At 67.8% G+C, this 17,367-nt stretch carries 16 protein-coding genes and 2 tRNA genes; 15 read left to right on the top strand and 3 right to left on the bottom strand.

The features are described from left to right. Positions 1-49: 49 nt before the first annotated feature. The 4 genes from AC5Y4S_RS09020 (at position 50) to AC5Y4S_RS09005 (ending at position 2,424) form a co-directional block, all read left to right on the top strand. Complete coding sequence (locus tag AC5Y4S_RS09020) at positions 50-673, top strand: mycothiol-dependent nitroreductase Rv2466c family protein (RefSeq protein WP_500032285.1); 624 nt, start codon at positions 50-52, stop codon at positions 671-673. A 46-nt stretch (positions 674-719) separates the two neighbouring features. Continuing rightward, the gene (locus AC5Y4S_RS09015; RefSeq protein ID WP_068178381.1) at positions 720-1,199 is read left to right on the top strand and encodes a ribose-5-phosphate isomerase; all 480 of its coding nucleotides are present in this window, start codon (positions 720-722) and stop codon (positions 1,197-1,199) included. A 3-nt stretch (positions 1,200-1,202) separates the two neighbouring features. After that, positions 1,203-2,009, top strand: a complete 807-nt coding sequence (locus tag AC5Y4S_RS09010; RefSeq protein WP_500032284.1) for an Fpg/Nei family DNA glycosylase — start codon at positions 1,203-1,205, stop codon at positions 2,007-2,009. Between the two features lie 121 nt (positions 2,010-2,130). Beyond that, on the top strand, positions 2,131-2,424 hold the full coding sequence (locus tag AC5Y4S_RS09005) for an Mtp family mycobacterial-type pilin (RefSeq protein ID WP_500032283.1): 294 nt from the start codon (positions 2,131-2,133) through the stop codon (positions 2,422-2,424). A gap of 53 nt (positions 2,425-2,477) precedes the next feature. Here AC5Y4S_RS09005 and AC5Y4S_RS09000 read toward each other — a convergent pair whose 3' ends face one another. Next, on the bottom strand, positions 2,478-3,671 hold the full coding sequence (locus AC5Y4S_RS09000) for a serine hydrolase domain-containing protein (protein WP_500032282.1): 1,194 nt from the start codon (positions 3,669-3,671) through the stop codon (positions 2,478-2,480). Positions 3,672-3,702: 31 nt separating this feature from the next. Next, positions 3,703-3,773: transfer RNA gene (locus tag AC5Y4S_RS08995), tRNA-Gly, on the bottom strand. Positions 3,774-3,929: 156 nt separating this feature from the next. Here AC5Y4S_RS08995 and AC5Y4S_RS08990 point away from each other — a divergent pair. The 4 genes from AC5Y4S_RS08990 (at position 3,930) to clpP2 (ending at position 6,837) form a co-directional block, all read left to right on the top strand. Continuing rightward, positions 3,930-4,003 (top strand) — tRNA-Pro (locus AC5Y4S_RS08990). Positions 4,004-4,044: 41 nt separating this feature from the next. Further along, positions 4,045-5,487, top strand: coding sequence for a trigger factor (gene tig, locus AC5Y4S_RS08985; RefSeq protein ID WP_500032281.1), 1,443 nt, complete (start codon positions 4,045-4,047; stop codon positions 5,485-5,487). 127 nt (positions 5,488-5,614) lie between these two features. Continuing rightward, positions 5,615-6,205, top strand: coding sequence for an ATP-dependent CLP protease proteolytic subunit ClpP1 (gene clpP1 / locus AC5Y4S_RS08980; RefSeq protein WP_067159269.1), 591 nt, complete (start codon positions 5,615-5,617; stop codon positions 6,203-6,205). Continuing rightward, on the top strand, positions 6,202-6,837 hold the full coding sequence (gene clpP2, locus AC5Y4S_RS08975) for an ATP-dependent CLP protease proteolytic subunit ClpP2 (RefSeq protein WP_067007947.1): 636 nt from the start codon (positions 6,202-6,204) through the stop codon (positions 6,835-6,837). The genes clpP1 and clpP2 overlap by 4 nt, the downstream gene beginning before the upstream one ends. Before the next feature lie 54 nt (positions 6,838-6,891). On the opposite strand, the gene mmuM is transcribed toward clpP2, so the two are convergent. Then, positions 6,892-7,791: a homocysteine S-methyltransferase gene (gene mmuM, locus AC5Y4S_RS08970; RefSeq protein ID WP_500032280.1), complete on the bottom strand. Its 900-nt coding sequence runs from the start codon at positions 7,789-7,791 to the stop codon at positions 6,892-6,894. Positions 7,792-8,045: 254 nt separating this feature from the next. Between mmuM and clpX the strand changes: the two genes are divergently transcribed. The 7 genes from clpX (at position 8,046) to AC5Y4S_RS08935 (ending at position 17,348) form a co-directional block, all read left to right on the top strand. Beyond that, positions 8,046-9,326, top strand: coding sequence for an ATP-dependent Clp protease ATP-binding subunit ClpX (gene clpX, locus AC5Y4S_RS08965; protein WP_067159263.1), 1,281 nt, complete (start codon positions 8,046-8,048; stop codon positions 9,324-9,326). Positions 9,327-9,356: 30 nt separating this feature from the next. Then, on the top strand, positions 9,357-10,601 hold the full coding sequence (locus tag AC5Y4S_RS08960; protein WP_500032279.1) for an MFS transporter: 1,245 nt from the start codon (positions 9,357-9,359) through the stop codon (positions 10,599-10,601). Positions 10,602-10,833: 232 nt separating this feature from the next. Next, positions 10,834-12,795 carry a 2-oxoacid:acceptor oxidoreductase subunit alpha gene (locus AC5Y4S_RS08955; RefSeq protein ID WP_500032278.1) on the top strand — a complete coding sequence of 654 codons (1,962 nt, stop codon included), beginning with the start codon at positions 10,834-10,836 and terminating at the stop codon, positions 12,793-12,795. After that, the gene (locus AC5Y4S_RS08950; protein WP_500032277.1) at positions 12,792-13,880 is read left to right on the top strand and encodes a 2-oxoacid:ferredoxin oxidoreductase subunit beta; all 1,089 of its coding nucleotides are present in this window, start codon (positions 12,792-12,794) and stop codon (positions 13,878-13,880) included. The genes AC5Y4S_RS08955 and AC5Y4S_RS08950 overlap by 4 nt, the downstream gene beginning before the upstream one ends. A gap of 1 nt (position 13,881) precedes the next feature. Next, positions 13,882-14,487, top strand: coding sequence for a molybdenum cofactor guanylyltransferase (gene mobA, locus AC5Y4S_RS08945; protein WP_500032276.1), 606 nt, complete (start codon positions 13,882-13,884; stop codon positions 14,485-14,487). Between the two features lie 889 nt (positions 14,488-15,376). Then, positions 15,377-15,997 (top strand): transglycosylase family protein, encoded by a 621-nt coding sequence (locus tag AC5Y4S_RS08940; protein WP_068104046.1) that lies wholly within the window; start codon positions 15,377-15,379, stop codon positions 15,995-15,997. Between the two features lie 94 nt (positions 15,998-16,091). After that, positions 16,092-17,348, top strand: coding sequence for a saccharopine dehydrogenase family protein (locus AC5Y4S_RS08935; protein WP_500032275.1), 1,257 nt, complete (start codon positions 16,092-16,094; stop codon positions 17,346-17,348). Positions 17,349-17,367 lie beyond the last annotated feature (19 nt).

Below are 17,367 nucleotides of genomic sequence, written 5' to 3'. Positions count from 1 at the left end.
TGCTGAACGGTGATCTGACCGTATCTGCTCTCGAGGAGAGGACCGCGCTATGTCCGAGAAGGCCAACGAGAAAAACCGAGCCGATTTCTGGTTCGATCCGCTGTGTCCCTGGTGCTGGATCACGTCGCGCTGGATCCTCGAGGTGGAGAAGGTCCGCGACATCGAGGTGCACTTCCACGTCATGAGCCTGGCCATCCTCAACGAAAACCGCGAAGGCCTGTCCGACAAGTACCGCGAGATGATGAAGCACGCCTGGGGGCCGGTGCGGGTGGCGATCGCCGCCGAGCAGGCCCACGGCGCCAAAGTGCTGGACCCGCTGTACACCGCCATGGGCACCCGGATCCACAACGAGGACAACAAGAACCTCGAGGAGGTCATCAAGCTCTCGCTGGCCGACGCCGGCCTGCCGGCGGAGCTCGCCGAGGCCGCGCAGAGCGAGGACTACGACGAGGCGTTGCGCAAGAGCCACCACGAGGGGATGGACGCGGTCGGCGACGACGTCGGCACGCCGACCATCCACGTCAACGGTGTGGCGTTCTTCGGGCCGGTGCTCTCGAAGATCCCGCGCGGCGAGGAAGCGGGCAAGCTCTGGGACGCCTCGGTGACCTTCGCGTCGTATCCGCACTTCTTCGAGCTCAAGCGGACCCGTACCGAGAAGCCCGAATTCGACTAGACCCTCGACTGGCCCCGGTGGGCGCGCGGCTGTAAAGATGGCGGGCATGCGCGTCTACCTGGGTTCCGACCACGCCGGATACGAGCTCAAGCAGCAGATCATCTCCCACCTCAAGGAATCCGGGCACGAGCCGATCGACTGCGGCGCGTTCAGCTACGACGCCGAGGACGACTACCCGGCCTTTTGCATCGCGGCCGCGACGCGCACGGTGGCCGACCCGGAGAGCCTGGGCATCGTGCTCGGCGGGTCGGGCAACGGTGAGCAGATTGCCGCCAACAAGGTGCCGGGAGCGCGCTGCGCGCTGGCGTGGAGCGTTGAGACCGCAACCCTGGCGCGCGAACACAACAACGCGCAGTTGATCGGCATCGGCGGCCGCATGCACACCGTCGAGGAGGCGTTGACGATCGTGGATGCCTTCCTGAGCGCGCAATGGTCGAAAGCCGAACGCCACCAACGGCGTATCGACATCCTCGCCGAGTACGAACGCACCCACCAGGCGCCGCCGGTGCCCGGCGCCCCGGCTTAAGAGATGCCCGAAGGGCACACCCTGCACCGGCTGGCCCGGCTGCATCAGCGCCGGTACGGCGGGGCGGCGGTCGCGGTGTCCAGCCCGCAGGGCCGGTTCGCGGACGCGGCGGCCGTCGTCGACGGTCGGGTGCTGCGGCGCACCAGCGCGTGGGGCAAGCACCTGTTTCATCACTATGACGGCGGCCCCATCGTGCACGTGCACCTCGGGTTGTACGGCGCCTTCACCGAGTGGGAGCGGCCTCACGATGCGCCGCTGCCGGAACCGGTCGGGCAGGTGCGGATGCGGATGGTCGGTGCCGACTACGGCACCGACCTGCGCGGTCCGACGGTGTGCGAGGTCATCGACGAAGGTCAGGTCAGCGACGTCGTGGCCAAGCTCGGTCCCGACCCGTTGCGCAGCGACGCCGACCCGGCGTGGCCGTGGGCTCGAATTAGCAAGTCACGCAAGCCCATTGGCGCGCTGCTGATGGACCAGACCGTGATAGCCGGCGTGGGCAACGTCTACCGCAACGAGTTGCTGTTCCGCCACCGCATCGATCCGTTCCGGCCCGGCCGCGCGATCGGCGAGGCGGAGTTCGACGCGGCGTGGACCGATCTGGTGGCGCTGATGAAGGTCGGTTTGCGCCGCGGCCAGATCGTCGTTGTGCTGCCCGAACACGACCACGGCCCGCCGTCGTACCGGCAAGGGCGGCCACGTACCTACGTGTACCGGCGCGCGGGGGAGGCGTGCCGCGTGTGCGGCGGACCGATCCGCACCCAGGTGCTCGAGGGCCGAAACGTGTTCTGGTGCCCCAACTGCCAGAAGTGACAGAGCTCACGGGGCTTCGGAGCGGTAAACACGCAGGTGCTTCGACTGACAGGAAACCCTAAGCAAGAAACGCTTGCGTCTACTGTTTCGGCGGGGCGGCGCTCGGGTATTGGTTGGATCCGTGAAACTCCTTCCACGTTTAGTTGCAACCGTTTTCGCGATTTTCGTCGGTCTGGGCCTGGCGGGGCTGGGCGCCGCCACCGAGGCGCAAGCGCAGCCCGGGCCGTTCCCGCAATGGTGCCCCGGGGACTTCTGGGATCCGGGCTGGGGAGACAACTGGGACCGCGGGCACTGCCATGACAACTGGCGCGGGCCGGGCCCCAACCCGCACCCCGAGCCGTGGCGCGGCCCGGGTGGACCGGGCGGCCCCGGCGGCCCGGGTGGACCGGGCGGCCCCGGTTGGGACCATCGCTGACCCGTTGACCGAATGACCGCGCCCCGCCGGCAACGGGTCGGCGGGGTGCGGTCTTACGTTTGGGCGCGCTCGAGGACGCCCAGCGCGGCGTAGACCTCGTCGCTGAGCGCGACGCTCCGCGGGTCGGCGTTGGCCTTGGTCGCGTCGAAGCGATTCATCACATACGCGTAGCCGATCCGGTGCTCGAGGTCGACAAACCCGAATGAGCCACCCAGGCCGCCGTGCCCGAAAATGCGGGGGTTGGGGCCGTTGACGCACCGCTGGTTGAGCATGTAGCCCAAACCCCAGCCGTGGTCGGCGACGCGGGGGCCCAGCACCAGGTCGGTTTCGAAGCCACCCTGCGACACCCGCACCCGTTCCATATGCTCACGGGTCAGCAGCCGCTCCTGCGCGAGCGCGTTATAGAACGTCGCCAGTCCCAGCGCCGACACCTGGCCGTTGGTGCCGGGGAATTCGAGCTGGCGCCACAGCTCCAGGTCGTGCGAGCCGAGTTCGTCGTCGGGGGCGAAGCCCATCGATATCGACAGCGCCGCCTTGGGGTGTTCGGTCAGGCTCGTCGGGTAGCCGGGCGCCTGCGCCTCGGCCAGCAGATCCCGGGCGTGCGGCTTGTTGACACGCTCGGCGCAGCGCCGTTGCTCGGCGGGCGACAGGCCGATGTGGACGTCGGCGCCGAGCGGTTCGGCGATCTCGGTGCGTAGGTACTCACCGACGGTGCGGCCCGTGACGCGGCGGAACACCTCACCGAGGATGAAGCCGAACGTGGTCATGTGGTAGCCCTGCGCGGTGCCGGGCTCCCACCACGGTTCGGCGGCGGCGAGCTGCCCGCAGACGAAGTCCCAGTCGGCGACGTCCTCCCAGCGCATCCGGGTGCGCGGCCCGATGACGCCGGAGCGATGGCTCATCACCATGGCCAGCGTGATGGCTTCCTTGCCCGCCTGTGCGAACTCGGGCCAATAGCGCGCCACCGGCGCGTACAAGTCCAGCTCGCCGCGGTCGGCCAGCTGGTGGATGCAGGTGGCCGTCATCCCCTTGGTGCCCGACAGGACCGTCGTCAGGGTGTTCTGTTGCCAGGGCCGGGTGCGGGCGGCGTCGGCCCAGCCGCCCCACAGGTTGACGACGAGCTCCCCGTCGACCCACACCGCGACGGCCGCCCCAACCTCTCCCTGCAGCACGAAGTTGCGCTCGAACGCGTCGCGCACACCGACGAAGTCGGAAGCACATGAGCCCTTCAGTTCGACGTCGCTCATGGCGCCTTTCTGTCGAGCAAGCATTAGCCCGAGCGGGCGACGGGAATCGAACCCGCGTAGCTAGTTTGGAAGACTAGGGCTCTACCATTGAGCTACGCCCGCAAGTTTTAGTCGAGCGAGACTGTATCTGGCGGCGAACATCAAATCTAATCGAAGCGGTTTTGTGATCGCCCCGTGAGGTCCCGCACGTCTTGACGGTCGCTGCGGAGCCGACGGCCACCTTTGCGTTGAAGGGCCGTAGGATCTGCGAGGTCAGCGCGGGGTGTAGCGCAGCTTGGTAGCGCATCCGCTTTGGGAGCGGAAGGCCGCAGGTTCAAATCCTGTCACCCCGACCGATACTGCGCCGATCCACCGAATACCGAGGAGCACACCCGTGAAGAGCAGCGTCGAGCAGTTGAGCCCCACCCGGGTGCGCATCAACGTTGAGGTGCCGTTCACCGAACTCGAGCCCGATTTCCAACGCGCCTACAAGGAGCTGGCCAAGCAGGTCCGGCTGCCCGGGTTTCGGCCCGGCAAGGCGCCGGCCCGGCTGCTCGAGGCCCGTTTCGGCCGCGAGGCGATGCTCGACCAGGTCGTCAACGACGCGCTGCCGGCCCGGTACGGACAGGCGGTCGCCGAGGCCGAGGTCGAGCCGATCGGCCAGCCCGAGATCGAGGTCACCAAGAAGGAGTACGGCGAGGAGCTGGCGTTCACCGCCGAGGTCGACGTGCGTCCGAAGATCACCCTTCCCGACCTCGGCTCGCTGAAGGTCTCGGTCGACCCGATCGAGGTCAGCGACGACGACGTCGACGCCGAACTGGAGTCGTTGCGCGCGCGGTTCGGCACCCTGAAGGGAGTCGAGCGCCCGGTTGCGCTCGGCGACTTCGTCTCGATCGACCTGTCGGCCACCGTCGACGGCGAGGAGGTGCCCAACGCGGCCGCGGAGGGCCTGTCGCACGAGGTGGGCTCCGGCCGGCTCATCGCGGGCCTGGACGACGCGCTGGTCGGCCTGTCAGTCGACGAGTCCAAGGAGTTCACCGCGAAGTTGGCGACGGGGGAGCACGCCGGCAAGGACGCACAGGTCACCGTCACCGTCAGGTCGATCAAGGAACGCGAACTGCCGGAGCCCGACGACGAGTTCGCCCAATTGGCCAGCGAGTTCGACACGATCGACGAGCTGCGGTCCGACCTCCGCGAGCAGGTGGGCCGGGTCAAACGCGCCCAGCAGGCGGAGCAGATCCGCGACGCCACGATCGACGCGATTCTCGAGCAGGTCGACGTGCCGCTGCCCGAGGCGATCGTGAAGGCTCAGGTCGACAGCGCCCTGCACAACGCGCTGCACAGCTTCGAGCACGACGAGGCCAAGTTCGCGGAGGCGCTGCGCGAGCAGGGCAAGTCGCGCCAGCAGTTCGAGGTCGACGCGCATAACGCCGCCGAGTCGGATGTCAAGAAGCAGCTGTTGTTGGACGCGCTGGCCGACGAACTGGAAATCCAGGTCGGCCAGGAGGACCTGACCGAGCGACTGGTGATGACGTCCCGGCAGTACGGCATCGAGCCGCAGCAGCTGTTCACCTATCTGCAGGAGAACAACCAGCTGGGGGCCATGTTCGCCGACGTGCGCCGCGGGCTGGCCGTCGCGGCGGCGGTGGAGGCGGCGACCGTCACCGACACCGACGGCAACACCATCGACACGAGCGAGTTCTTCGGCAAGCGGGGCGAAGCTTCGGACGAGGCCGCGGAGGCTTCGGACGACGCCGGCGCGGTCGAGGCGGCCGACGAGGCTGAGGATTCCGAGGACGCCGATGAAGCCGCTGAGGCCGACGACGAGGCGAAGTGACCCGCGATGACGCTGTGAGCGAACGGGCCCATTTCAGGGGGCGCGCGACCGGCACACGGCGGGCTTGGTTGGTTAGGGTCGGAACAGAGAAGAACTCGAGAAAGCAGGTAACCCAGTCGTGACTGACATGCGTTCGCCCTCGCAGGGGCTCAACCTCACGGACTCGGTCTATGAGCGCTTGCTCTCCGAGCGCATCATCTTCCTGGGTTCGGAGGTGAACGACGAGGTCGCCAACCGGCTCTGCGCGCAGATCCTGCTGCTCGCCGCGGAGGACGCCGACAAGGACATCTCGCTCTACATCAACTCCCCGGGCGGATCGATCAGCGCCGGGATGGCGATCTACGACACCATGGTGCTGGCGCCATGCGACATCGCCACCTACGCGATGGGCATGGCCGCCTCGATGGGCGAGTTCCTGCTCGCCGCCGGCACCAAGGGCAAGCGCTACGCGCTGCCGCACGCCCGGATCCTGATGCACCAGCCGCTGGGCGGGGTGACCGGCAGCGCGGCCGACATCGCCATCCAGGCCGAGCAGTTCACGGTCATCAAAAAGGAGATGTTCCGGCTCAACGCCGAATTCACCGGCCAGTCCATCGAACGGATCGAGGCCGATTCCGACCGCGACCGCTGGTTCACCGCCCAGGAAGCCCTCGAATACGGTTTCGTCGACCACATCATCACCCGCGCCGCCCACATCACCAACGGAGAAGCCCAGTGAATCCCGAAACGCAACCCCAGGCGCGGTACATCCTGCCGTCGTTCATCGAGCACTCCAGCTTCGGTGTCAAGGAGTCCAACCCGTACAACAAGCTGTTCGAGGAGCGCATCATCTTCCTCGGCGTGCAGGTCGACGACGCGTCGGCGAACGACATCATGGCGCAGCTGCTGGTGCTGGAATCGCTCGACCCGGACCGCGACATCACCATGTACATCAACTCGCCCGGCGGCGGGTTCACCTCGCTGATGGCGATCTACGACACCATGCAGTACGTGCGCGCCGACATCCAGACCGTGTGCCTGGGCCAGGCCGCGTCGGCGGCGGCGGTGCTGCTGGCCGCCGGGACGCCGGGCAAGCGGATGGCGCTGCCCAACGCCCGCGTGCTGATCCACCAGCCGTCGCTGTCCGGCGTGATCCAGGGCCAGTTCTCCGACCTGGAGATCCAGGCCGCCGAGATCGAGCGGATGCGCACGCTGATGGAGACCACGCTGGCCCGCCACACCGGCAAGGACGCGTCGGTGATCCGCAAGGACACCGACCGGGACAAGATCCTGACGGCCGAAGAGGCCAAGGACTACGGGATCATCGACACCGTCCTGGAATACCGCAAGCTCTCCGCGCAGACCGCCTGACACCTCGCCGAGCCTGTAATGCTGCAGGGAAAGTCCGAGTAGCGCGCGGCGAAATTACAGGCTCGGTGCAAGCGCCCTCGCCACTTCGGCGATGTCGGCCGGCCCGACGCGGCAACACCCGCCGACGATGCGAGCACCGGCGGCCGCCCACTGGCGCGCCAGCTCTGCGTCGAACCGCGACGGCCCGACCCACGCGCTTCCGTCCCAGCGCTCGCCGCTGTTCGGGTAGACGATCACCGGCTTGCCGACGGCGCGGGCCATTTCGATCGCGGGCAGCACGTCCCCGGGCGCGCAGCAGTTGACGCCGATCGCCACGATCTCCGGGACGCCGGCGGCCACCGCGAACGCCTCGGCCAGCGGTTGTCCGGCGCGGGTCGTCGTCCCGTCGATGGTGTAACTGAGCCACGCCGGCACGCCCGCGGAGCGGACCAGATCGACCAGCGCCTCGGCCTCGTCGACGTCGGGCACCGTCTCGCACGCCAGCACGTCGGCCCCGGCGGCGCCCAGGACCTCCAGGCGGGGCCGGTGCCAGCGCCGCAACTCCGCGACCGACAGGCCGTAGCGTCCGCGGTATTCGGAGCCGTCGGCGAGCGCGGCGCCGTACGGGCCGACGGAGGCGGCGACGATCAGCCCGCCCGCGCCGGTTTCGGCGCGCGCCGCCTTCGCCAGCTCGACGCTGCGGCGCAGCAGGCCGGCCGCTTCGTTCCGGTCGATTCCGCGAGCCGCGAAACCGTCGAACGACGCCTGATAGCTGGCCGTGGTCGCGATCGCGGCGCCGGCCCGGAAAAACGCGGCGTGCACGGCGACGATCTCCTGCGGCGCGTCCGCCAGCAGCTTGGCCGACCACAGCGGGTCCGAAAGATCGTGCCCGCGGGCCTCCAGCTCGGTGGCCAGGCCGCCGTCGCTAATCAGTACGGACTCGGTTGGCCCTCCAAAACCGAAAGCCAATCCCACCCGATAACTGTAGGGTTGTGGCAGCCCACTGGACTCGATCGGGTAACGAGCGCGACACGCCAAAAACACGGATTGCGCGTCTCGGCGAGTGAGGGGCGCCGTCTGCCTATATGTTTCATGCAGACAACGGACATGAATACCAACGACGCGATTCGGCGGTAATGGTCGCGGGGGGCCCAAGCAAGCGGGTAGCGTCGGGGAATACATGCGGCACAGCACGACGAACGGCGAACAGGAAGTAGGCCCTCAGCACCATGGCGCGCATCGGAGACGGCGGTGACCTGCTTAAGTGCTCGTTCTGCGGGAAGAGCCAAAAGCAAGTCAAGAAACTCATTGCTGGCCCCGGTGTGTACATCTGCGATGAGTGCATAGACCTCTGCAACGAGATCATCGAAGAGGAACTCGCCGACGCCGACGACGTCAAGCTCGACGAACTGCCCAAGCCCGCCGAGATCCGGGAGTTCCTGGAGGGATACGTCATCGGGCAGGACACCGCCAAGCGCACCCTGGCCGTCGCCGTCTACAACCACTACAAGCGGATTCAAGCCGGGGAGAAGGGCCGCGACTCACGCTCCGAGCCCGTCGAGCTGACCAAGTCCAACATCTTGATGCTCGGCCCCACCGGCTGCGGCAAGACCTACCTCGCCCAGACGCTGGCCAAGATGCTCAATGTGCCGTTCGCCATCGCCGACGCCACCGCGCTCACCGAGGCCGGTTACGTCGGCGAGGACGTCGAGAACATCTTGCTCAAGCTGATCCAGGCCGCCGACTATGACGTCAAGCGCGCCGAGACCGGCATCATCTACATCGATGAGGTCGACAAGATCGCCCGCAAGAGCGAGAACCCGTCGATCACCCGCGACGTGTCCGGCGAGGGCGTCCAGCAGGCCCTGCTGAAGATCCTGGAGGGCACCCAGGCGTCGGTTCCCCCGCAGGGCGGCCGCAAGCACCCGCACCAGGAATTCATCCAGATCGACACCACGAACGTGTTGTTCATCGTCGCGGGTGCGTTCGCCGGGCTGGAGAAGATCATCTACGAGCGGGTCGGAAAACGCGGCCTGGGCTTCGGCGCCGAGGTGCGCTCCAAAGCCGAGATCGACACCACCGATCACTTCGCCGACGTCATGCCCGAGGACCTGATCAAGTTCGGCCTGATCCCGGAGTTCATCGGGCGGCTCCCGGTGGTCGCGTCGGTCACCAACCTGGACATGGAGTCGTTGGTCAAGATCCTGTCCGAGCCGAAGAACGCGTTGGTCAAGCAGTACACCCGCCTGTTCGAAATGGACGGCGTGGAGCTGGAGTTCACCGACGACGCGCTGGAGGCGATCGCCGACCAGGCAATCCACCGCGGCACCGGCGCCCGAGGTCTGCGCGCGATCATGGAAGAGGTCCTGCTGCCGGTGATGTACGACATCCCGAGCCGCGACGACGTCGCCAAGGTCGTGGTGACCAAGGAGACGGTGCAGGACAACGTCCTGCCGACGATCGTGCCGCGCAAGCCGTCGCGCAGCGAACGCCGCGACAAGAGCGCCTAAGCAATTCCCTGATTCCGGCCGCCTGAAGCTTTGAACAGCCCGGCCGAGGTCCCGCGGCGCCTGGCGCGTGGGCTGGACCTGCTCAACTTTTTGCTGGCCGATGTTCGCGACGGGTTGGGCCCGTACCTGTCGGTCTACCTGCTGGTGACCCATCACTGGGACCAGGGGTCGATCGGGTTCGTCATGGCGGTCGGCGGCATCGGGGCGATCGTCGCTCAGGCGCCGGCCGGCGCGCTGGTCGACCGGACGACGGCCAAGCGGGCGGTGATCATCGCGGGCGCGCTGACCGTCACCGCCGGATCGTTGGCGATGCCGTTGTTTCCGGGCTTCTACTCGATCTCGGTGCTGCAGGCTCTCACCGGAATCGCGGGCTCCGTCTTCGCGCCGGCGTTGGCCGCGATCACCCTGGGTGCGGTTGGCCCTCGTCTCTTCTCGCGGCGGGTTGGGCGCAACGAGTCGTTCAATCACGCGGGCAACGCGTCGGCCGCGGCCGTCACCGGTGCCTTGGCTTACTTCCTTGGGCCCGCGGTGGTGTTCTGGGTGCTCGCCGCGATGGCGGCCGGCAGTGTCGTTGCGACCCTGCGGATTCCGGCCGACGCGATCGACAACGACGTGGCGCGGGGCATGGACCACACCCCGGGCGAGCCGCACCAGCAGCCGTCGCGGCTAACGGTGCTGCTGCACAATCGCCGGCTGATGATTTTCGCCGTCACGGTCATCGCCTTTCACTTCGCCAATGCGGCGATGCTTCCCCTGGTCGGCCAACTGTTGGCGTTGCACAACAAAGACGTCGGGACCGCGCTGATGGCGGGGTGCATCGTGGCCGCGCAGGTCGTCATGGTCCCGGTCGCCTACCTGGCCGGGGCCAAGGCCGATTCCTGGGGGCGCAAACCCATTTTCTTGGTCGGATTCGCGGTCTTGGCCGCGCGTGGATTTCTCTACACCTTGTCCGACAACTCGTACTGGCTGGTGGGCGTGCAACTGCTCGACGGCGTGGGGGCCGGTGTGTTCGGCGCGTTGTTTCCGCTCGTCGTGCAGGACGTGACACACGGAACCGGCCGGTTCAACATCAGCCTGGGCGCGGTGACGGCGGCGACGGGCATCGGCGCTGCGGTCTCGAACCTGGTTGCCGGCTCGATCGTGGTGGCGGCCGGCTACGACGCCGCCTTCGCCTTCCTCGGTGCCCTGGCCGCCGCGGGCCTCGTGTTGTATCTCGTCGCGATGCCCGAGACGGCGCCGCGTTCGCAGCGCATGCCGGGCAGGCGACGAACGTGACCAATACCACAGTTTCGCTGCCTACGCACCAGTAGCCCGCGCTGACTTCGGCGTTTAAGCGTAAATCCGCTGCATGCAATGCTTTCGAGACGCCCATGCTTCTCTTAAAGAAGTGCCATAATTGGTACTACTAGTGACACACAAGCTTGTGGGCCAGGGAGCCGCCCCAGCGGGCGTACCCTAATGCTCCAGCGCGAAGTGCCTATCCGGTTAACGAATGGAAGGCGGATAAGTGGATCCGAACGGCAGTGGGGCCGGGTCTGATTCTCCCAATGGCTCCTCTCGCAATGGGTCGGACCGCCAGCGTCTAGAACAAGTTGTCATTCGATTTGCCGGGGACTCCGGCGACGGCATGCAGCTGACCGGCGACCGGTTCACCTCCGAGGCAGCCCTTTTCGGCAACGACCTGGCGACCCAGCCGAACTATCCCGCCGAGATCCGCGCCCCCGCAGGCACATTGCCCGGGGTTTCGTCGTTCCAGATTCAGATCGCCGACTACGACATCCTGACCGCCGGCGACCGCCCCGACGTCCTGGTCGCGATGAACCCGGCGGCGCTCAAGGCCAACATCGGCGACCTGCCGCGCGGCGGAATGGTCATCGCGAATTCCGACGAGTTCACCAAGCGCAACCTGACCAAGGTGGGCTACGTGACGAACCCGCTGGAGACCGACGAGCTCGAGGAGTACGTCGTGCACTCCGTCGCGATGACGACGCTGACGCTCGGGGCCGTCGAGTCGATCGGCGCGTCGAAGAAGGACGGCCAGCGCGCCAAGAACATGTTCGCGCTCGGCCTGCTGTCGTGGATGTACGGGCGGCCGATCGAGACCAGCGAGCGGTTCATCCGGGAGAAGTTCGCCCGCAAGCCCGACGTCGCCGAGGCCAACGTGCTCGCGCTCAAGGCGGGCTGGAACTACGGCGAAACCACGGAGGCGTTCGGGACGACGTATGAGGTCTCGCGGGCGGTCCTGCCGTCGGGCGAATACCGCCAGATCTCGGGTAACACCGCGCTGTCCTACGGCATCGTCACGGCCGGCCAGCTGGCCGGGATCCAGGTCGTGCTCGGCAGTTACCCGATCACGCCGGCCTCGGACATCCTGCACGAGCTGTCCAAGCACAAGAACTTCAACGTGATCACCTTCCAGGCCGAGGACGAGATCGGCGGCATCTGCGCGGCGATCGGCGCGTCGTACGGCGGCGCCCTCGGCGTCACCAGCACCTCCGGCCCGGGCATTTCGCTGAAGTCCGAAGCGCTGGGCCTGGCCGTGATGACCGAGCTGCCGCTGCTGGTCATCGACGTTCAGCGGGGCGGCCCGTCGACCGGCCTGCCCACCAAGACCGAGCAGGCCGACCTGCTGCAGGCGCTGTACGGCCGCAACGGGGAGTCCCCGGTGGCGGTGGTCGCGCCGCGTTCGCCGTCCGACTGCTTCGAGACCGCCATCGAGGCGGTGCGCATCGCGGTGTCCTACCACACCCCGGTGATCGTGTTGTCGGACGGCGCGATCGCCAACGGCTCGGAGCCGTGGCGCATCCCGGATGTCGGCTCCCTGCAGCCGATCACGCATGCCTTCGCCAAGCCCGGCGAGCCCTTCCAGCCGTACAACCGCGACCCGGAGACCCTCGCCCGGCAATTCGCCGTCCCCGGCACCCCCGGGCTCGAGCACCGCATCGGCGGCCTGGAAGCGGCGAACGGCTCCGGCAACATCTCCTATGAGCCGGTCAACCACGACCTCATGGTCCGGATTCGGCAGGCCAAGATCGACGGCATCGCGGTGCCCGACCTGGAAATCGACGATCCGACGGGGGACGCCGAGCTGCTGCTGATCGGGTGGGGGAGCTCGTACGGTCCGATCGGCGAGGCCTGCCGGCGCGCCCGGCGCAAGGGCATCAAGGTCGCGCACGCGCATCTGCGCAACCTCAGCCCGTTCCCCGCGAACCTCGGCGACGTGTTGCGGCGCTACCCGATGGTGGTGTGCCCGGAGATGAACCTGGGTCAGCTGGCGCTGATCCTGCGCGGCAAGTACCTGGTGGACGTGCAATCGGTCACCAAGGTCCAGGGTGTGGCCTTCCTGGCGGACGAGATCGGGCGTCTGATCCGCGCTGCGCTGGGCGGCACGCTGGCCGAAATCGAGCAAGACAAGAAGATGGTCGCCAGAATGGCGGCAGCAACGGTTGGAGCGGGAGCTAGCGAATGACGGACCTGATCGGCACGGACCTCGGGGTGACCCCGAGGCTGTCCAAGAACGACGGGGTCCCCACGCTGTCGGCGGAGGACCCGCCGCAGAAGGGCAAGGACTTCACCAGCGATCAGGAGGTCCGTTGGTGCCCCGGCTGCGGTGACTACGTCATCCTCAACACCATCCGCAACTTCCTGCCCGAGTTGGGTCTGCGCCGCGAGAACATCGTGTTCATCAGCGGCATCGGCTGCTCCAGCCGGTTCCCGTACTACCTCGAGACCTACGGGTTCCACTCGATCCACGGCCGCGCGCCGGCCATCGCGACCGGCCTGGCGCTGGCCCGCGAGGACCTCTCGGTGTGGGTGGTCACCGGCGACGGCGACGCTTTGTCGATCGGCGGCAACCACCTGATCCATGCGCTGCGCCGCAACGTCAACATCACCATCCTGCTGTTCAACAACCGGATCTACGGGCTGACCAAGGGCCAGTACTCGCCGACGTCGGAGGTCGGCAAGGTCACGAAGTCGACGCCGATGGGCTCGCTCGACCAGCCGTTCAACCCGGTGTCGCTGGCGCTGGGCGCCGAGGCGACCTTCGTCGGCCGCGCGCTGGACTCCGACCGCGCCGGCCTGACCGAAGTGCTGCGCGCCGCCGCCGAGCACCGGGGCGCCGCCGTCGTCGAAATCCTGCAGGACTGCCCGATTTTCAACGACGGTTCCTTCGACGCGCTGCGCAAGGAGGGCGCCGAGGAGCGGGTGATCAACGTCCGCCACGGCGAGCCGATCGTGTTCGGCGCCAACGGCGAATACTGCGTGGTGAAGTCGGGCTTCAGCCTGGAGGTGGCCAAGACGGCCGACGTGCGCACCGACGAGATCGTGGTGCACGACGCGCATGCCGACGACTCGGCCTACGCGTTTGCGCTGTCCCGGCTTTCGGACCAGAACCTCGACCACACCGTGCTGGGCATCTTCCGCAACATCAGCCGGCCCACCTACGACGACGCGGCGCGCGCTCAGGTCCACGCTGCACAGGCGTCGAAGCCATTCGACTCCGCCGCGCTGCAATCGCTGCTGCGCGGGCGCGACACCTGGACCGTCGACTGACATGGCCGACCAGGGACCCGACACAGTGCCACTGGCCGGGGTGATAGTCGCTGGAGGCGAGTCGCGCCGCATGGGCCGCGACAAGGCCACGCTGCCCGGGCCCGGTGGATCCGGCACGCTCGCCGAATACGTCGTCGGCATCGTCGCGCAACGCTGCGAGCCGGTCTTCGTGATGGCCGCCCCGGGGCAGCCGCTGCCGTCGCTGCAGGCGCGCGTCGTGCGCGACGAGGTGCGGGGGCTGGGACCGCTGTCGGCGACCGGGCGGGGATTGCGCGCGGCCGCGGAGGCCGGCGCCCGGTTCGCATTCGTCTGCGCCGTCGACATGCCGCTGCTGACCGCCGAACTCATCGACGACCTGGTCCACCTCGCCACCGAAACCAACGCCGAGGTGGTGTTGCCGTGGGACGGCCGCAGCCACTACCTGGCCGCGGTGTACCGCACCGATCTCGCCGATCGGGTCGACGCGCTGGTCGCCGCCGGCGAGCGCAGAATGAGCGCCCTGATCGACGCCTCGGATGCGCAGCAGATCGTGCTGCCGGATTCGCGCGCCCTGACGAACGTCAACACCGACGCCGAGCTGCGCGCGGCGACGCAGGCGCGCGTCTGACGCCGAGCGGTACCGTCATTTAATTGGCGACCGACGCGCTATTCGATGAATCGTTTCGCCTAAATTCGGCGATTGTCTTGGCATGACAGCCATAGTCCGTCGTTATCTGCGCAACGCGGCCCCCCGCCGCTTCTCCGATTCGTCGAATCGCCTTGGTGCGGAGTGGTTTTCAGGATCTGGCCAATGAAACCTCGACTCCGCCGATTCGGCAATCCATTACGGGCGTGGCAAATTGTACACGGGGTATCGAAAGTGGTTGGCGCAGTTGCTAACTGGATTTCGATTGCCAAATCCCATGTTGGGCAGCAACTTTCACTCGATGATGTACGTCTACGTCTGTTCCGGCGTGTCGGAAGCGATCTCGCGTATTGTGTTGTACCCTGCGCCGGTTCACCGTCGCGGCCCAGATGGCAAAATCCGCGCTCCGGAGGGGTCGCCGAACCAGCAAACACGTGTGCCAGCTCACAAAAAGGGCGTGATTCGGCTCACGATCCGGTTGCGATTTCGCCTGATGGGCACCGCGCCAAAATGCGCGACTGACCTGCAGAGATGATTCCGCGATCGCGGCGTGATCGGCTCGTTACCCAACCGAGATATCCGATTTCCGAAGATGACGAACGCCCGTGGGTTTCGTACGGTCCCTGGTAGCCCGAAACGGGTTAACGGATAAGTAATCGAAAATTGAAAACACGGACCCGCGTGCGAGCGGGGCTGCGGACGGCATGTAAGCGCCGCGGCCCGGGGTAGGACCCCGCCGGGCAGATCGAGAGCCCGCCGCTGTCGTGCCCGAACGAGACGGCACGTCCCCGAGCACCTTTTCGGCACCAACCAAACCTTCGACCCACTCCGGTGGGTCTGCTTTGGCGCGCGCACCGCGAAAGGAAGAAATTTGAAGAACGTCCGCAAGACGCTCATCCTCGCCGCGATCACCGGCAGTTTGGTGGCGGTACCCTCCGCCAACGCGGAACCGATGGGCTTTGACCCGAACGTTCCCCCCGTCGGAGCCCCCGACGCGCCCCCGGCGCCGGCTCCGGACGCCCCGCCGGCAGCTCCGGCGGCCTTCGACCCCAACGTTCCGCCGCCGGCGGCCCTTCCGGACGCCCTGGCGCCGGTTGACGTGCCTCCCGCGCCGGCGCCCGACGCGCCGCCGCCTCCCGCGCCGGACGCGCCGCCGCCTGCCGCGCCGGACGCGCCGCCGCCCGCGCCCGTGGGCTTCGACCCGAACGTTCCGCCGCCGCCGGCGCCGGACGCTCCGCCCCCGCCGCCGGTTCACAAGGCGTACAGCGTGAACTGGGACGCCATCGCGCAGTGCGAGTCCGGTGGCAACTGGGGCATCAGCACCGGTAACGGCTTCTCCGGTGGTCTGCAGTTCACCTCGAGCACCTGGCACGCCAACGGTGGCTCGGGGTCCCCGGCCAGCGCCTCCCGCGAAGAGCAGATCCGGGTGGCCGAGAACGTGCTGCACTCGCAGGGCATCGGCGCCTGGCCGGTCTGCGGTCGCCGCGGCTGACCTGAGCCGTCAATAGAGGTACAAGTAGTGCCGGGCCATCGCGCCCGGCACTACTTGTTTTGGGGGTTTCGACCGCGGGCGTAGCGTCGGGCCGGTGACCGCAACGACGCGCGAATTCGACATTGTCTTGTACGGGGCGACCGGCTTTGTCGGTCGGCTGACCGCCGAGTACCTGGCGCGCGCCGGAGCCGGCGCGCGGATCGCCCTGGCGGGCAGGTCGCCGGACCGACTAAGCGCGGTCCGCGACAGCTTGAGCGAATCGGCGCGGGACTGGGCCGTCCTGACCGCCGATGCCGCGTCGCCCTCGACCCTGGACGAGATGGCCGCCCGAACCCAGGTCGTCGTCACGACGGTCGGGCCCTACACCCGCTACGGGCTGCCGCTGGTGGCGGCGTGCGCGGCGGCGGGCACCGATTACGCCGACCTGACGGGTGAGGCGATGTTCGTGCGCGAGAGCATCGATCTGCACCACAAGCAGGCCGCCGACACCGGTGCCCGCATCGTGCATGCCTGCGGTTTCGACTCCGTCCCGTCGGATCTGACCGTGTACGCGCTGTACCGGGCGGCGCCGGACGACAGTGCCGGCGAGCTGGGCGACACCCATCTCGTGGTGCGCTCGCTGCGCGGCGGCCTGTCCGGCGGCACCGTCGCGTCGCTGCTCGAGGTGCTGGACACCGCCTCGAACGACCCCGAGGCCCGTAACCTGCTCAACGACCCGTACACGTTGAGCTCCGACCGCGGCGCCGAACCCGAACTGGGCCGCCAGCCCGACCTGCCGTTGCACCGCGGTCGTGACCTGGCGCCGGAACTGTCCGGCCTGTGGACCGCGGGATTCATGATGGCGCCCTACAACACCCGAATCGTGCGGCGCAGCAACGCGTTGCTGGACTGGGCGTACGGCCGGCGGTTCCGCTACGACGAGAACATGAGCGTCGGGTCGTCGCCCCTCGCGCCGGTGGCATCGGCCGTCGTCACCGGTGTGGGTAATGCGACGTTCGGGCTGGGCAGCCGCTACTTCCGGTTCCTGCCGCGGGGCCTGGTCGAGAGGGTCGTCCCCAAGCCCGGCACCGGTCCGAGCGAGGCCGTCCGCGAGCGCGGCTACTACCGGATCGAGACCTACACCACCACGACCAGCGGCGCCCGCTACGTGGCGCGCATCGAGCAGCGGGGAGACCCGGGCTATAAGGCCACCGCGGTGCTGCTGGGGGAGTGCGGCCTGGCCCTCGCGCTGGACCGCGACAAGCTTTCCGATCTGTCCGGCGTGCTCACGCCCGCGGCCGCGATGGGCGACGCGCTGCTGGCGCGACTGCCGGTCGCCGGCGTGTCGCTGCAGACCGAACGGCTGGCCTGATCCGGGTTGCCGCAACGGC

Source organism: Mycobacterium sp. NGS64 (assembly GCF_059812245.1).
The sequence above is the reverse complement of the archived record's forward strand: the minus strand, read 5'-3'. Positions and strand labels throughout refer to the sequence as shown.

Bases quoted from the DNA above. Each gene is read 5' to 3' on its own strand.
- mobA (WP_500032276.1), top strand. From the start codon at position 13,882: ATGGCCGACCAGGGACCCGACACAGTGCCACTGGCCGGGGTGATAGTC.
- clpX (WP_067159263.1), top strand. From the start codon at position 8,046: ATGGCGCGCATCGGAGACGGCGGTGACCTGCTTAAGTGCTCGTTCTGC.
- AC5Y4S_RS08950 (WP_500032277.1), top strand. From the start codon at position 12,792: ATGACGGACCTGATCGGCACGGACCTCGGGGTGACCCCGAGGCTGTCC.
- AC5Y4S_RS09000 (WP_500032282.1), bottom strand. From the start codon at position 3,671: ATGAGCGACGTCGAACTGAAGGGCTCATGTGCTTCCGACTTCGTCGGT.
- AC5Y4S_RS09020 (WP_500032285.1), top strand. From the start codon at position 50: ATGTCCGAGAAGGCCAACGAGAAAAACCGAGCCGATTTCTGGTTCGAT.
- AC5Y4S_RS09010 (WP_500032284.1), top strand. From the start codon at position 1,203: ATGCCCGAAGGGCACACCCTGCACCGGCTGGCCCGGCTGCATCAGCGC.
- AC5Y4S_RS09015 (WP_068178381.1), top strand. From the start codon at position 720: ATGCGCGTCTACCTGGGTTCCGACCACGCCGGATACGAGCTCAAGCAG.
- clpP1 (WP_067159269.1), top strand. From the start codon at position 5,615: ATGCGTTCGCCCTCGCAGGGGCTCAACCTCACGGACTCGGTCTATGAG.